This window comes from Allobranchiibius sp. CTAmp26 (assembly GCF_017565405.1).
In the GTDB taxonomy this organism is placed as follows: domain Bacteria; phylum Actinomycetota; class Actinomycetes; order Actinomycetales; family Dermatophilaceae; genus Allobranchiibius.
Map to the genome: position 1 here is coordinate 38,384 of NZ_JAGEKR010000011.1, position 14,608 is coordinate 52,991.

13 protein-coding genes and 1 pseudogene are annotated in these 14,608 nt (G+C 69.4%); 10 read left to right on the forward strand and 4 right to left on the reverse strand.

Translation table 11 applies throughout. The annotated features are described in order from the left end of the window. Positions 1 to 14 precede the first annotated feature (14 nt). The 9 genes and pseudogenes from nuoI to J4030_RS08305 form a co-directional block, all read left to right on the forward strand. Positions 15 to 593, forward strand: a pseudogene (gene nuoI / locus J4030_RS08265) (NADH-quinone oxidoreductase subunit NuoI); the annotation flags it as partial. 230 nt (positions 594 to 823) lie between these two features. Further along, positions 824 to 1,621, forward strand: a complete 798-nt coding sequence (locus J4030_RS08270; protein ID WP_208048751.1) for an NADH-quinone oxidoreductase subunit J — start codon at positions 824 to 826, stop codon at positions 1,619 to 1,621. Next, on the forward strand, positions 1,618 to 1,917 hold the full coding sequence (gene nuoK, locus J4030_RS08275; protein ID WP_208048752.1) for an NADH-quinone oxidoreductase subunit NuoK: 300 nt from the start codon (positions 1,618 to 1,620) through the stop codon (positions 1,915 to 1,917). The genes J4030_RS08270 and nuoK overlap by 4 nt, the downstream gene beginning before the upstream one ends. A 12-nt stretch (positions 1,918 to 1,929) precedes the next feature. After that, positions 1,930 to 3,876, forward strand: a complete 1,947-nt coding sequence (nuoL, locus tag J4030_RS08280; RefSeq protein WP_374221985.1) for an NADH-quinone oxidoreductase subunit L — start codon at positions 1,930 to 1,932, stop codon at positions 3,874 to 3,876. After that, on the forward strand, positions 3,876 to 5,630 hold the full coding sequence (locus J4030_RS08285) for an NADH-quinone oxidoreductase subunit M (RefSeq protein ID WP_208048753.1): 1,755 nt from the start codon (positions 3,876 to 3,878) through the stop codon (positions 5,628 to 5,630). Before nuoL ends, J4030_RS08285 begins: the two co-directional genes overlap by 1 nt. Before the next feature lie 56 nt (positions 5,631 to 5,686). Continuing rightward, a complete protein-coding gene (gene nuoN / locus J4030_RS08290) occupies positions 5,687 to 7,174 on the forward strand; it encodes an NADH-quinone oxidoreductase subunit NuoN (protein WP_243763067.1) in 1,488 nt (495 codons plus the stop codon). A gap of 10 nt (positions 7,175 to 7,184) precedes the next feature. Continuing rightward, positions 7,185 to 8,168 (forward strand): polyprenyl synthetase family protein, encoded by a 984-nt coding sequence (locus J4030_RS08295; RefSeq protein WP_208048755.1) that lies wholly within the window; start codon positions 7,185 to 7,187, stop codon positions 8,166 to 8,168. A gap of 50 nt (positions 8,169 to 8,218) precedes the next feature. Further along, positions 8,219 to 9,382, forward strand: a complete 1,164-nt coding sequence (locus J4030_RS08300; protein WP_243763059.1) for an alanine racemase — start codon at positions 8,219 to 8,221, stop codon at positions 9,380 to 9,382. 126 nt (positions 9,383 to 9,508) lie between these two features. After that, positions 9,509 to 10,801: a D-arabinono-1,4-lactone oxidase gene (locus J4030_RS08305; RefSeq protein WP_279538119.1), complete on the forward strand. Its 1,293-nt coding sequence runs from the start codon at positions 9,509 to 9,511 to the stop codon at positions 10,799 to 10,801. A 76-nt stretch (positions 10,802 to 10,877) separates the two neighbouring features. Here the strand turns inward: J4030_RS08305 and J4030_RS08310 are convergent, their stop codons facing one another. Beyond that, positions 10,878 to 11,465 carry a hypothetical protein gene (locus J4030_RS08310; protein ID WP_208048758.1) on the reverse strand — a complete coding sequence of 196 codons (588 nt, stop codon included), beginning with the start codon at positions 11,463 to 11,465 and terminating at the stop codon, positions 10,878 to 10,880. A 66-nt stretch (positions 11,466 to 11,531) separates the two neighbouring features. Continuing rightward, entirely contained in the window at positions 11,532 to 11,987 is a 456-nt protein-coding gene (locus tag J4030_RS08315) for a group II truncated hemoglobin (RefSeq protein ID WP_208048759.1), read from the reverse strand. Between the two features lie 104 nt (positions 11,988 to 12,091). Here J4030_RS08315 and J4030_RS08320 point away from each other — a divergent pair, with 104 nt between their 5' ends. After that, positions 12,092 to 12,925 carry a GNAT family N-acetyltransferase gene (locus J4030_RS08320; protein ID WP_208048760.1) on the forward strand — a complete coding sequence of 278 codons (834 nt, stop codon included), beginning with the start codon at positions 12,092 to 12,094 and terminating at the stop codon, positions 12,923 to 12,925. Positions 12,926 to 12,937: 12 nt separating this feature from the next. Here J4030_RS08320 and J4030_RS08325 read toward each other — a convergent pair whose 3' ends face one another. Both J4030_RS08325 and rarD read right to left on the reverse strand, forming a co-directional pair. Beyond that, positions 12,938 to 13,561, reverse strand: coding sequence for a histone deacetylase (locus J4030_RS08325; protein ID WP_208048761.1), 624 nt, complete (start codon positions 13,559 to 13,561; stop codon positions 12,938 to 12,940). After that, positions 13,561 to 14,502, reverse strand: coding sequence for an EamA family transporter RarD (gene rarD, locus J4030_RS08330; RefSeq protein WP_208048762.1), 942 nt, complete (start codon positions 14,500 to 14,502; stop codon positions 13,561 to 13,563). The genes J4030_RS08325 and rarD overlap by 1 nt, the downstream gene beginning before the upstream one ends. Positions 14,503 to 14,608 lie beyond the last annotated feature (106 nt).

A 14,608-nucleotide genomic window follows, 5' to 3' on the forward strand; every position in this document is an offset into this window, starting at 1 on the left:
GCGCGCACGCCAGCGTGCCGCCCGCCAAGCCCGAGCGTCCCGGCATCTTCGCCGGGGTGGCCGGTTTCGGTGTCACCTTCTCGACGATGTTCCGCAAGGTGGCGACCGAGGAGTACCCCGAGGAGAAGCGGCCCACCCAGCCGCGGTTCCACGGCCGTCACCAGCTCAACCGGCATCCCGACGGGCTGGAGAAGTGCGTCGGCTGCGAGCTGTGCGCCTGGGCCTGCCCCGCGGACGCGATCCTCGTCGAGGGTGCGAACAACCTGGACGCCACGGGGGAGCGGTTCTCGCCCGGTGAGCGCTACGGCCGCGTCTACCAGATCAACTACCTGCGCTGCATCTTCTGCGGCCTGTGCATCGAGGCGTGCCCGACCCGGGCGCTCACGATGACCAACGAGTACGAGCTGGCCGACAACAACCGCGCCGACCTCATCTTCACCAAGGACCAGCTGCTGGCCCCGATCCAGCAGGGCATGCTGCCCGCGCCGCACCCGATGGCCGACGGCATGGAGGAGCGCGACTACTACCAGGGCAAGGTCAACGGTGCGACCCCCGCGCAGCGCGAGTGGGTCGAGCAGAACGCCGACCACCACGCCGCGGCCCGGCAGGACGAGTTCGATCCGGCCATGCGCGACGAGGGCACCCCGTCGGAGTCCGCGTCGGTCACCGGCGAGCCGAACGTCGCGGTCGAGGACCGCGGACCGGACCAGACCAAGGGGCCCGGTGGGGGACCGCACCACCCGGTGGCCCAGGGCGGCCCCGACAAGGGACCGGACGGCGACGGTCCGATGGACCGCGCCCTGCTCGACTCGGAGACCAAGAAATGATGCACCTGGGCGGGGCCGAGTCCACGCTGTTCTTCTTCGGCGCACCGCTGTCCGTGGTCGGCGCCCTTGCGTTGCTCTTCGCCCGCAAGGCCGTGCACGCGGCGATGGGCATGGCGCTGTGCATGATCATGCTGGGCGTCTTCTACATCGCCGAGCAGGCCGAGTTCCTGGGGATCATCCAGATCTTCGTCTACTCCGGCGCGGTGATGATGCTGTTCCTCTTCGTCGTCATGCTGGTCGGCGTCGACTCCTCCGACTCCCTCGTGGAGACCATCCGCGGTCAGAAGGTCGCGGGGCTGCTGCTCTCGCTGGCGCTGATCGCGCTGCTGGTCTCCGGGGTGAGCAAGGCGACGTTCGCCACCGGCAAGGGCCTGGACGCCGCGAACGCCGCACAGGGCGGCAACGTCGGCGGCATCGCCCAGCTGATCTTCGGCCGCTACGTGTGGGCCTTCGAGGTCACCTCCGCACTGCTCATCACCGCGGCGATCGGCGCCATGATCCTGGCACACCGCGAGCGGCTCACGCCCAAGGCGAGCCAGGCCGACTGGTCGCGCCGGCGGATCCGTGAGGGCGTCAACGTGGCCGGTCTACCCGCGCCCGGTGTCTACGCGCGGCACAACGCCGTGGACACCCCGGCGCTGCTGCCCGACGGCACCCCCAGCGACCTGTCGATCAACCGGGTGCTCAAGGCCCGCGGTCAGGTCTACGGCGCGGACACCCAGGTCGCGGTCAGCAAGGAGATCGAGACAGAGGCCGGCGATATGTCCGACGCCAACCGAGGGGAGCAGCGATGAGCGTCGAGGTCTACCTCTACCTGTCGGTGGTGCTCTTCAGCATCGGCTCCGCCACGGTGCTGCTGCGGCGTAACGCCATCATCGTCTTCATGGGCGTGGAGCTGATGCTCAACGCCGCCAACCTGATGTTCGTGACCTTCGCGCGGATTTACGGCTCGCTGGAAGGTCAGGTCATCGCGTTGTTCGTGATGGTCGTGGCCGCCGCCGAGGTCGTCGTCGGTCTGGCGATCATCATGTCCATCTTCCGTGCTCGCCGGTCGGCCTCGGTCGACGACGCGAACCTGTTGAAGTTGTAAGGGAGCCTGCTCTTGCTGTCCTTGGTGGGGAGTCTTCCCTCGTCCGATCCCGGTGCGGTCACAACCGCCGCCACCGGCATCAACCAGTACGCGTGGCTGATCATCGCGCTGCCGTTGCTCGGTGCCGCTCTGCTGATGGTGGGCGGGAAGGCGCTGGACAAGGTCGGCCCGCTGCTCGCCGTGTGCCTGTCCGGCGCCTCGTTCGTGCTCGGCCTGATCATGCTGCTGCACACCCGCGGCATGTCGACGCAAGACCGCGGCATCAAGAGCCACGTGCACCTCTTCGACTGGATCGACACGAGCTCGCTGCACGTGGCGGCCGGGCTGCGGGTCGACCAGCTGTCGCTGACCTTCGTCATGCTGATCACCTTCGTCGGCACGCTGATACACGTGTACTCGCTGGGCTACATGGAGCACGACCCGGACCGCCGCCGGTTCTTCGCCTACCTCAACCTCTTCGTCGCCGCGATGCTGACGCTGGTGCTGGCGGACTCCTTCGTGGGTCTGTTCGTCGGCTGGGAGGGCGTCGGCCTCGCGTCGTACCTGCTCATCGGCTTCTGGAACTGGAACCCGGCGTACGCGACGGCGGCCAACAAGGCGTTCGTCGTCAACCGCGTCGGTGACGTCGGCATGCTGCTGGCCCTCTTCACCATGTACCTGACGTTCGGCCGGCTCGACTTCGACGGCGTCTTCGCCGCGGCGCCGCACGCGAGCCAGACGTCGCTGACCTGGATGGGTCTCTTCCTGCTGATCGGGGCGTGCGGCAAGTCCGCGCAGTTCCCGCTGCAGTCCTGGCTGGGCGACGCGATGGCCGGTCCCACGCCGGTCTCCGCGCTGATCCACGCCGCGACCATGGTCACCGCCGGCGTCTACCTGATCGTGCGCAGCCACGTCATCTTCGACGCGGCACCGAACGCGCGCCTCGCGGTCTGCATCGTCGGGGCGATCACTTTGATGTTCGGTGCGATCGTCGGCTGCGCCAAGGACGACATGAAGAAGGCGCTGGCCGCCTCCACCATGAGCCAGATCGGCTACATGATCCTGGCCGCCGGGCTCGGCCCGGTCGGCTACGTCTTCGCGATCTTCCACCTGGTGACCCACGGCTTCTTCAAGGCCGGCATGTTCCTCGGCGCCGGCTCGGTGATGCACGGGATGAACGACCAGGTCGACATGCGACGCTTCGGCGGCCTGTCCGGGGTCATGAAGATCACCTGGGTGACCTTCGGGCTCGGCTTCCTCGCCATCATCGGCTTCCCGCTGCTGTCCGGCTTCTGGTCCAAGGACAAGATCATCGAGGCGGCGTTCGTCGGAGAGGGCTGGCGTCCCTGGGTGTTCGGCCTCACGGCCCTGATCGCCGCCGGCATCACCGCGTTCTACATGTCGCGACTGTTCTTCATGGTCTTCCACGGCAAGCGCCGCTGGACCGACGACGTGCACCCGCACGAGTCGCCGTTGACCATGACCGTCCCGATGATGATCCTGGCCGTCGGATCGGCGTTCCTCGGTCTCATCCTCGGCCCGACGGGCATCATCCAGCACTGGCTGGAGCCGGTGACCGGGCACACCGAAGGAGCCTCCAAGATTCCCTCCGCGCTGCTGATGATCATCACCTTCCTGCTGGTCGCGGGGGGTGTGGCGCTGGCCTGGTTGCGCTACTGGCGTGACGAGGTGCCGGTCACCCCGCCGGTCGGGTCGATCGCGACCCAGGCCGCGCGCCGCGACCTCGGGCAGGACGACCTCAACGAGGCGGTGTTCCAGCGTCCGGGTCTGTACCTGACGCGTGCGCTGGTCTTCGCCGACAACCGCGGCGTCGACGGCGCCTCCGGTGGTCTGGCGGCCGCGATCGGCGGTACGTCGGCCCGGGTCAAGCGGGCGCAGAACGGTTTCGTGCGGACGTACGCGCTCACCATGCTGGTGGGCGTCGTCGCGATCCTCGGTGTGGTCTGGGTGGTGCAGTGATGACTTCGAGCTTTCCCTGGCTGACGGTGCTCGGCCTGATCCCCCTGGTGACCGCGGTCGTCGTCTTCGCGCTGCCCACCGGCGTCGCGGGTCGCGCGGCCCGGCCGGTCGCCCTGGTCGGCTCCGTGGCCACGCTGGTCGTCGGCATCGCGATGTGGACCCAGTACAAGGGCGGAACCACCAAGCAGCAGTTCCAGTTCGTCGAGACGCACGAGTGGATCCGCCAGTTCGGCGTCTCCTACCAGGTCGGCATCGACGGTCTCGCGCTCGCGCTGATCCTGATGAGCCTCGTGCTCGTGCCCGTCTCGTTGCTCGCGGCGTGGCGCGACGTGCCCGCCGACGGCACCCGCCGGATGCAGAACTACTTCGCGCTGATGCTGGTGCTGGAGACGTTCATGGTCGGGGTCTTCTCCGCCACCGACGTCTTCCTCTTCTACGTCTTCTTCGAGGCGATGCTGATCCCGGTCTACTTCCTGATCGGGTCCTACGGCGGCGCCCGCCGGCAGTACGCGGCAGTGAAGTTCCTGCTCTTCAGCCTGCTCGGCGGCTTCGTGATGCTGATCGCCGTCATCGCGCTCTACAACTACGGTCCGGGCGGGCACCAGGGCTTCCTGCTGTCCAACCTCACCGGGCTGCACCTCGGCACCTGGCCGGGTCGCTGGCTCTTCCTCGGCTTCTTCTTCGCGTTCGCGGTGAAGGCGCCGATGTGGCCGGTGCACACCTGGCTGCCCGACGCCGCGTCCGAGGGGCGCCCGGCCACCGCCGTACTCCTCGTGGGTGTGCTCGACAAGGTCGGCACCTTCGGGATGATCCGGTTCTGCCTGCAGATGTTCCCCGAGGCCAGCAAGTGGGCCACGCCGGTGATCATCGTGCTCGCACTGATCTCGATCATCTACGGCGCGCTCGTCGCGATCGGGCAGACCGACATGATGCGCCTGATCGCCTACACCTCGGTGAGCCACTTCGGCTTCATCGTGCTCGGGATCTTCGCCATGACGACGACCTCGCAGGCCGGGTCCGACCTCTACATGGTCAACCACGGCTTCACGACCGCGGCGCTCTTCCTCTTCGGCGGCTTCCTGGTCGCCCGGGGTCGCAGCCGCGACATCCGCGACTACGGCGGCTGGCAGCGGGTCACCCCGATGCTCGCCGGCGTCTTCCTGATCGCCGGGCTGTCCGCACTCTCCCTGCCCGGGATGAACTCGTTCATCTCCGAGTTCCTGGTGATGGTCGGCACCTTCCAGCGCTACAAGGTCGCCGGTGGCGTCGCCGCCCTCGGTGTCATCCTCGCCGCGCTCTACGTGCTGCTGCTCTACAAGAACGTCTTCACCGGGCCGGCGCCGCTGGCGGACGAGTCCGGTGACGGCGGTCATGGAGAACACGGTGGAGGCGACGGTCGCGCGGGCGAGCTCGTACCCGCCGGTGGCGGCAGCGTCGCCACGCAGGCCGGTGACGACGACGGCTCGCACGCCTCGGTGCACGGTGACTCCGGCACGCGCTCCGAGCAGGGTGCGAACGAGGACCACGCGTCCGCCGGGCACACCGCGCCGTGCGGACGGGTGCTCGCCGTACCCGACCTCGACCTGCGCGAGCGGGTCGTCGCGGGTGTCCTCGTGGCGATCATCGTCGCGCTGGGCTTCTACCCCAAGCCGGTACTCGATGTGCTGCGTCCCGCCACGAACGTCACGATGAATCTGGTCCACATGCACGACCCGGCGCCCAGCGTCCCGACTAGTCAGGTGAACTCGAAGTGATCGCCGCCGCCACCGGCTTCTCCCAGACCAAGATCGAGTACGCCGCCGTCGTACCGATGCTGGTGATCTTCGGCGTCGCGATGCTCGGTGTCGTGATCGAGGCGTTCGTGCCGCGCAGGTTGCGGTACGTCGTCCAGGTGGCCGTCACGCTGCTCGGGCTGCTCGCCGCGTTCCTCACGCTGATCTTCAGCGCCCGCGACCACAAGGCGGTCACCGCCGGTGGATCGGTCGTCATCGACGGACCGGCCCTGATGTTCCAGGGGACCGTGCTGGTGCTGTCCTTCCTCGCGGTGCTGGTGATGGCCGAGCGGTTCGACACCCCCTCGATCGACGCCTTCACCCAGTCCGGTGCGTCGGTGCCCGGGTCGCCGATGGAGACCAACGCGGTGCGCCTCGGCGCGACCTCCACGGAGGTCTTCCCGCTGGTGCTCTTCGCGGTCGGCGGCATGATGCTCTTCCCCGCGGCGGGTGACCTGCTCACGGTCTTCATCGCGCTCGAGGTGCTGTCGCTGCCGCTCTACATCCTCACCGGCCTGGCCCGGCGTCGCCGCCTGCTGTCGCAGGAGGCGTCGATGAAGTACTTCCTCCTCGGCGCGTTCTCCTCGGCGTTCTTCCTCTTCGGCGCCGCCCTCGTCTTCGGGTACGCCGGGTCGCTGAACTTCGGCACGATCGCGGCGGCCGTCTCGGCGGGCAGCGGTCGGGACGGGATCCTGATCCCCGGCATCTTCCTGGTCGCCGTCGGCCTGCTCTTCAAGATCGGCGCCGTGCCCTTCCACTCCTGGACGCCGGACGCGTACCAGGGTGCGCCGACCCCGGTGGCCGGATTCATGGCCGCCTGCACCAAGGTCGCGGCGTTCGGTGCGTTCCTGCGCGTCTTCTACGTCGCCTTCCCCGGGATGAAGTGGAACTGGCAGCCGATCGTCGTGGTCGTCGCGATCCTCACGATGGTCGTCGGCGCCGTGCTCTCGGTGACCCAGACGGACATCAAGCGGCTGCTCGCGTACAGCTCGATCACCCAGGCGGGTTTCATCCTGGTCGGCGTCGTCGCGCTCGACCGGCAGGCCGTGTCCGGCACGATCGTCTACGTCATCACCTACGGGTTCGCCACGATCGCCGCCTTCGCGCTGGTCGCGATGGTGCGCTCGGGCGGTAACGAGGCGACCCACCTGTCGCAGTGGGCCGGCCTGGGCAAGACCAGTCCGGTCGTCGCGGCGCTGATGGCCCTGATGATGATCGCCTTCGCCGGGATCCCGCTGACCTCCCTCTTCACCGCGAAGTACGCGATCTTCTCCGCGGCCGTCGGTCACGGCGGCACCTGGCTGGCGCTGATCGGCGTGATCTTCAGCGCCGTGGCGGCGTTCGTCTACGTGCGGGTCATCGTGCTCATGTACTTCTCCGAGCCCACCGGCGACACCGTCGTGCTCACCCCGTCGGCGCTGACCGGCATCGCCGTGACCGTGGCGGCCGTGCTCACCGTGGCCCTCGGCGTCTTCCCGACGCCGCTGCTGGACATGGCGCACAACTACTCGCAGTTCATGCGATGAGGTCGCTCGCGTGAGCGTCGTACCCGGCCTCGACAGCGCGTTCGACCAACGCCTGAACGACGGATTGGAACTGGTCGACCAGCGGCTCCGTGAGGTGCTGCGGCACGACGAGCCGTTCATCGCCGGCGCCTCCCGGCACCTGCTGGACGCGGGCGGCAAACGGTTCCGGCCGCTGCTGACGCTGCTCGTCAGCGAGCTCGGCTCCGGCTGCAACGAGCGCGTCGTCGACGCCGCCGCGGGCGTCGAGCTGACCCACCTCGCCTCGCTCTACCACGACGACGTGATGGACGAGGCGACCCTGCGCCGCGGGGTGACCGCGGCCAACGTCGCCTACGACAACTCGACCGCGATCCTCATCGGCGACCTGCTCTTCGGGCGGGCCTCGCAGCTGGTCGCGGGCCTCGGCGCCGAGGCGGTGCGGATCCAGGCCGACACCTTCGTGCGGTTGTGCGCCGGCCAGATCGAGGACGACCGGCAGGCGCCGGAGGGTCAGGATCCGATGGCTTACTACCTGCGGGTGCTGGAGGACAAGACCGGGTCGCTGATCTCGACCGCGGCGCGCTACGGGGGCATCTTCGGCGACGTACCTGCCGCGACGATCGAGCTCGTGGTGCGGTACGGCGAGCTGCTGGGCATGGTCTTCCAGCTGTCCGACGACCTGCTCGACATCACCTCCGACCAGGAGGAGTCCGGCAAGAAGGCCGGCACGGACCTGCGCGAGGGCGTCACCACGCTGCCGGTCCTCTACGTGCGGGCGTCGGCCGACCCTGACGACGCGCGGCTGCAGCACTTGTTGTCGCGCCCGATCACGGACGCGGCCGAGCTGGACGAGGCGCTCGGCCTGCTGCGAGCGCATAAGGCGATGCAGCAGGCACGCGACCACACGATGGCCGTGGCGACGGAGGCGGTCGATCTGCTCCAGGATCTGCCCGACGGCGACGCCGTACGAGCTCTGCGCATGCTTCCGATCTCCGTGGCCGGCCGCACGGCCTGACCCTGATGTCCGCGCACGAGCCCACCCGCCCACAGGTGGGGCGTGTCCGGATGGAGCAGGCTCTGCCGGGCGGCGACCTGTGGTCGTCGGTGCCCGCGCCGGTGGCTCCGACGGCGGTGGTCGACCTCGACGCGTTCGACGCGAATCTCGCCGCGATGGTGGCGCGCGCGCAGGGCCGGCCCTTGCGGCTGGCCTCGAAGTCGGTGCGCTGTCGCGCGTTGATCGACCGGGCTTTGCAGTCGCCCGGCTTCTCCGGCGTGCTCGCCTACTCCGCGGCCGAGGCCGCGTGGCTGGTGTCCTGGGGGGTGCGGGACGTGGTGATCGGATATCCGACCGTCGACACCGAGACCATTGCTGCCGTAGCCGGTTCGCCCTCGGTGGCCGAGCAGGTGACGTTCATGGTCGACCTGCCGGAGCATGTGGCGATGCTCGCGGCCGCGGCCGGCACGACCCCCTTGCGGGTGTGCATCGACGTGGACGCGTCGCTGCGGATCGGTCGGCTGCACCTGGGCGTGCACCGCTCGAGTGTGCATACCGAGGCCGAGGTGTGCCGTCTCGCCCGGACCATCGCGAACACCCCAGGGGTGCGGCTGGTGGGGCTGATGTTCTACGAGGCGCAGGTCGCCGGGGTGCCCGACAGTAGCCGCGTCGTACGGGCCATGAAGCAGCGTTCGTTGGCGCAGTTGCTTCCGCGACGGGTCGCGATCGCGCGGGCCGTCGCGGCGATCTCGCCCCTGGAGTTCGTCAACGGCGGTGGCACGGGGAGCATCGCCGTCACCCGACGCGACCCGTCCGTCACCGAGATCGCCGCGGGGTCGGGCCTGTTCACCCCGACCCTCTTCGATTCCTACGACGACAGCGGCCTGACGCCGGCGGCGTATTTCGTGTCGCCCGTGGTGCGCAAGCCGTCGCCTTCGGTGGCGGTGACCTTCGCGGGCGGGTACGTCGCCTCCGGTCCGGCCTCGAAGTCGCGCGTGCCGAGACCCGTTCATCCGGAGGGCCTTTCGTACTTCGGGCAGGAGGGTGCCGGCGAGGTGCAGACCCCGTTGCGCGGCCCGGATGCGCGATCGCTGCGGGTGGGGGATCCCGTGTGGTTCCGGTACGCGAAGGCGGGCGAGATGTGCGAGCGGTTCGACGAGCTGCTGCTGGTGCGGAACGGCGCGGTTGTGCAACGCGTGCCGACCTACCGGGGTGAGGGCCACAGCTTCGGCTGACGGTTGGCGGTTTCGGCCAAGGCGCACCACACCCACCCGCCGAGTGGCATACATATGTGTCGAGTGGCGCAGTTGTAAGTACGCCGCTCGGAAGATATGTCTGCCACTCGGAAGGACGAAGAGAGCATGAGGGTCTGGACGAACTGGGCAGGCACCGTGCGTGCAAGGCCTCGCACCGAGGTGATGGTGCGCGACGTACGGCACGCGCAGGATCTGTGCCGTACGACGGGTGCCGCCGGGGGAGCGCTCAAGGTGGTCGGGTCCGGCCACTCGTTCACCGCCATCGCCGAGGCCACCGACGTGCTGGTGCGGGTGGATCGGCTGAGCGGCCTGCTGTCGGTCGAGCGAGGGAGCGGACGAGTGTGGGTCGGCGCCGGCACGCCGCTGCACGTGCTCGGGCCGCTGCTCGCCGGCGAAGGACTGGCGCTGACCAACATGGGTGACATCGACCGGCAGACCGTCGCCGGGGCGGTCTCGACGGGCACCCACGGGACGGGCGCGGCGTACACCGGTCTCGCCGGACAACTGACCGGGGTGGAGCTGGTGACGGCGGACGGGGAGGTACGACGGTACGACCGCGGCGACCCGGAGTGGGGCGGTGTCGCGCTGTCGCTCGGGGCGCTGGGGATCGTGACGGCGCTGCAGATCCAGTGCGTGCCGTCGTTCCTGTTGCGCGCGCACGAGCAGCCGGACGCGCTCGACTCCGTGCTCGAGTCACTCGACGAAACCGTCGACACGACAGACCATTTCGAGTTCTACTGGTTTCCGCACACCGACCGGGTGCAGACGAAGACGAACACGCGAGTGCTCGATGCCGGTGCCCGCGATCCGCTGCCCACCTGGCGGGCGCGGCTCGACGACGATCTGCTGTCGAACACTCTCTTCGAGGGAGTGAACCGCCTGCTCACCCGCGCGCCGCGTCTCACTCCGGCCGCGAACCAGGTCGCCGCGCGGGCGCTGTCCGCACGCACCTACACCGACACGTCGTACGACGTCTTCGCCACGCGGCGCACGGTGCGCTTCCGGGAGAGCGAGTACAGCGTGCCCCGGGCCTCGGTGCCGGAGCTGCTGCGTCAGCTGCACACCTGGTGCGACCGGCACGATGCACGGATCCCGTTCCCCGTCGAGGTGCGGTTCGCCGCGGCCGACGACCTGTGGCTGTCGACGGCGTACGGGCGCGAGACGGGGTACGTCGCGGTGCACCAGTACCACCGGCGCGACCACCGCGCGTACTTCGAGGCGTTCTGGGCGATGCTGCGCGACCACGACGCCCGGCCGCACTGGGGCAAGATGCACGATCTGGACGCCGACGAACTTCGTTCCAGGTACCCGCGATTCGACGATTTCGTGCAGTTGCGCGACACGTTGGACCCCCGGCGGGTGTTCAGCAATCCCTATCTGGAGCGCGTCCTCGGCTGACGCCGCCCGATTGTCAGCGTCCTCGTGGTGTCGGCGCCAGAGATCCGCTGACAACCGTGGAGGGGTGTCCCGATTGTCAGCGTCCTCGTGATGTCGGCGCCAGAGATCCGCTGACAACCGAGGCTTCGGCGAGCCGCTCGCGCAGGCCGGCGACCATCAGGGCCACGGTCAACGCGTCGAAGAACTCCCCACCGGTCTCCATCAGGCGCTTGCGCCGCACCGGCGCCGCACACAGACGCAGGAAGACCCGGGTGCGGCGCGAGACGTCGTCCGAGTCCGGCTCGAGCGTGATCGACCAGCTCACCGTCGTCCTCCCTCGCTGCGACGTGTAGACGATGGATGCCGGTCGTTGCAGCTGCTCGACCCGGAACGTCTCGTTCTTGCCGCCGTAGTCGGGGATGACCTCCCCAACGGCGAGGGCCTGCCACTGCGGCAGGATGCGGCGCGCGGCGCGTCGGCCGGGCGGCACGAAGCGCTCGACCGACCGCGGGAGATACCAACCGGCTCGAGCCTTCCCGAGCTGCACCAGCCAGGGCCAGACGATCTGTGGTGGCGCGTCGAGCGTGAAGGCGCGGTCCATGGTCACGTCGGCGGGCGCGACCAGGTCATCCCCGGGGCGGGGGACCGCCCGTTCGGCGTCCGTGGCGGTTGTGCTGGCGAACACGATGCTCCTAGTCCGTGGGGTTGATCCCATGCCGGCGTGCCCCGCCGGTCACCAAGCGGCGACGTCTTACTGGGCTTCCTGCAGGCCGTCCCAGGTCCATCGCGGCAGCCCCAGCGCCGCGGGTACGTCGTCCGCGCTGCGGGGGTAGTTCGCCATCGTGGTCGTGGTCGCCCACGCGAAGTAGTCGTGCAGGGCACCGGCGAGGCGGGGATCCTGCGTCAGACCGGTGTCGGCGAGGGCCTGGTCGAAACAGGCGATCGCGCGCTGGTCCATGTCATCGTGCTGCCCCTGGCCCGCGTGCAGCCGGCGCACGTAAGTCTCGTCGCCGTACGTGCCGGTGTACGACGCGGGGCCACCGAGCGCCTCCGCCCAGTACGCCGCGAGCCGTCCGGTGTGGTCGGGTCGGTACCCATGGCTGAAGGCGTGGGCCACGACCTCGTCGGCCATGACCCGCTCGTGCCAGGTCTGCGCCAGTCGGGTCAGCCCCGCCGTCCCGCCGGCGGCGTCGTAGAGCGTCTCCATCGGCTCAGGATGCCACCGCCGGCGTCGGGCGGACACCCTTGTGCCCCCAGTGATCGTGCCGCCGGATCACGTCGCTGCCCCTCCCGGCGGTCCAGGATGGGGTGGTGGACATCCGGTTGGCGACCGACGGCGATGTGACAGCGGCACCGGACTGGCTCGTGGGCATCGACCTGCGCGCGGACCGCTGGCGCGACGAGGCCACCCGTGCGGTCGTGGGCACGGAGAACGGCGCGGTCGTGGCAGCGGGGCGTCTCTTCACCAGCCGCGTCCACGACGACCGGTACTGGGTGGAGGTCATGGTGGCGCCGCAGTTCCGCCGCCGTGGCTTGGGTCGCAGCATCGCGATGTTCCTGTCGGACCTGCGCGCCGACTCCAAGCCACTGTGCTCACGTGGGTTCGTCTCCTCAGAGGCCGCCCGCTTCGCGCGAGGTCTGGGTGCGCACGCGTACCAGACCTGCCCGCCCGAACGGGTGCGGACGGCCGACGCCAGGCGGCTCATCAGCTCGCCCGTGGCGACCGTCGCGGGTACTGCCGTCGACCTCTGCGAACTGCGCGCAGCGTGGATCGACATCTACGAGTGGATGCACGCCGACTGGGCTCCCGTGGCGCCGGGTTTCGCGGCGCACCTGCTCGCGGACTTCTCCGACGAGGTCGACCTCGTGCATACCAGGGTCGTAGGTGGGAGCCGTATCAGGGCCGCTGCCTTCGTCTTCGCAGACGAGCCGGAGCCCGTGGTGGTGGCCGAGTGTCGTGAGCGCAGCGAGGTCGACGGGCTGGTGCTGCTGCGTGCGTGCGTCCGGGACAGTCTGCTGTCGCTCGCCGAGGACGACATCGCCGCCATCTCGTTCGATGGCCATGACACCGATCCGCACTTCCGACCCCTGCTGGACGAGCTGCCGGCCGGCGGTGAGGCCTTCGAACTCCTCGAATGGCGGTGACGAAGCGCGGCGCTACCCGGTCGATCGCGCCAGGGACTCGCGGTCCCAGGTGGGCCGCATGCCAGGGCAGGCGAGCAGGTAGTCGCAGACCTCATCCGTCGACCATTCGTGCGCCTCGCGCAGGCCGTCCGCGATCCTGCGCAGGTACGCCGTGCTGGGCGCGTTGAGCGGCGCGGTCTCGATCGACCAGGGCGCGGAGAACGTCACGACGGGAAGCCCCTCGAGCTCTGCGACGCGATGCAGCGTCTCGTACCGGCCGGGGCCGAGCGTCGCCACCGGTGCGTGCGCGAGCAGTCCCGCGACATCGACCTCCTCGCCGGGTGGGCGGTGCATCTCCTGCGCGGCGACGTCACTGAACTGCCGCACGGACAGCAGGTACGCGCGCGCCGCGACGCCCGGCGTACCGTCCCGCGCCGCCGGGTCGTAGAAGGCGACTCCGCCGGTCCAGGTCGGCGACTCCCACGCGAAGTAGAGCTGTCCGGGCAAGAGCAGCGCCTGGTCGCGGGCAGGCGGCGTCCGATCGCGAGCGCCGGGGTAGGTGCGGGCGGCGCCGGCCGGTCGGCCACCTACCAGGTAGTAGCTGAACCGTTCCCGGGACAGGTTCGAGCCGTACGCGGCGTACCAGACCCGCTCCATCAGGCAGCGAGGCTGGCCGCCGAGCGGCCGATACGGCGCCCTCTGCTCGCGCTCAGAACGGAGTCGATCACGAGCAGCACCAGGGCGATCCACACGATCCCGAATCCCACCCAGCGCGCGGACGACATGTGCTCGCCCAGCAGTGCCACCCCGCAGATGAGCTGCAGGATCGGGGTGAGGAACTGCAGCAAGCCGATCGTCACCAGCGGCACGCGGCGCGCGGCAGCGGCGAAGAGCAGCAGCGGCACGGCGGTGACGATGCCGGACACGGCCAGCAGGACCGCGTGGCTCGTGCCCTCGGTCGTGAAGGTGGAGTCGCCGCGGATCGTCAGCACCACCAGCAGGATCGCGGCGATCGGGGCGAGCACCGCGGTCTCGAAGGAGAGGCTCTCCAGCGCTGTCAGGCGACCACCGACCCGTTTCTTCATCAGTCCGTAGCCGGCGAACGACAGGGCGAGGCTCACAGCGATCCACGGCGGTTTGCCGTAGTCGATGCCGAGATAGACGCACGCGGCGAGGCCGATCGCGACGGCCACCCACTGCAGCATCCGCAGCCGTTCCTTCAGGACGACGACGCCGAGCGCCACGGTGACCAGTGGGTTCAGGAAGTAGCCGAGCGCGGCCTCGGTGACGTGGCCGGTGACCACGGCCTGCACGTAGATCGTCCAGTTCGCGGCGATCAGGAGGCTGGCGATGCTGAGCGCTATCAGCCGGCGCGGCTCCGACAGCACCTCGCGCACGAAGCCCATCCGCCGGCGTACCGCCAGGATGACCGCACACACGAGCAGCGTCCACAGCACCCGGTGCGCCAGCACCTCCCACGCGCCGACGGGCTCGATCGCGTGGAAGTACAGCGGGAAGGCGCCCCACAGCAGGTAGGCGACGAACCCGTACGCCGTGCCCGTGCTCGTCTCGGAGCGGGCCGGCTTGCCGTTCGCCATCGGACGGTTCCTCGATCGGTCGGTGGAGGCTTTGAAATCGAAGGCTATCGGGCCGACCGCTGCTGCCCTGAGGGGTGGGGGTTCTGCGTCCGTGGCCAGGACTGCA

Bases quoted from the DNA above. Each gene is read 5' to 3' on its own strand.
- J4030_RS08270 (WP_208048751.1), top strand. From the start codon at position 824: ATGATGCACCTGGGCGGGGCCGAGTCCACGCTGTTCTTCTTCGGCGCA.
- nuoK (WP_208048752.1), top strand. From the start codon at position 1,618: ATGAGCGTCGAGGTCTACCTCTACCTGTCGGTGGTGCTCTTCAGCATC.
- J4030_RS08285 (WP_208048753.1), top strand. From the start codon at position 3,876: ATGACTTCGAGCTTTCCCTGGCTGACGGTGCTCGGCCTGATCCCCCTG.
- nuoN (WP_243763067.1), top strand. From the start codon at position 5,687: ATGCTGGTGATCTTCGGCGTCGCGATGCTCGGTGTCGTGATCGAGGCG.
- J4030_RS08300 (WP_243763059.1), top strand. From the start codon at position 8,219: ATGGAGCAGGCTCTGCCGGGCGGCGACCTGTGGTCGTCGGTGCCCGCG.
- J4030_RS08305 (WP_279538119.1), top strand. From the start codon at position 9,509: ATGAGGGTCTGGACGAACTGGGCAGGCACCGTGCGTGCAAGGCCTCGC.
- J4030_RS08315 (WP_208048759.1), bottom strand. From the start codon at position 11,987: ATGGAGACGCTCTACGACGCCGCCGGCGGGACGGCGGGGCTGACCCGA.
- J4030_RS08325 (WP_208048761.1), bottom strand. From the start codon at position 13,561: ATGGAGCGGGTCTGGTACGCCGCGTACGGCTCGAACCTGTCCCGGGAA.
- rarD (WP_208048762.1), bottom strand. From the start codon at position 14,502: ATGGCGAACGGCAAGCCGGCCCGCTCCGAGACGAGCACGGGCACGGCG.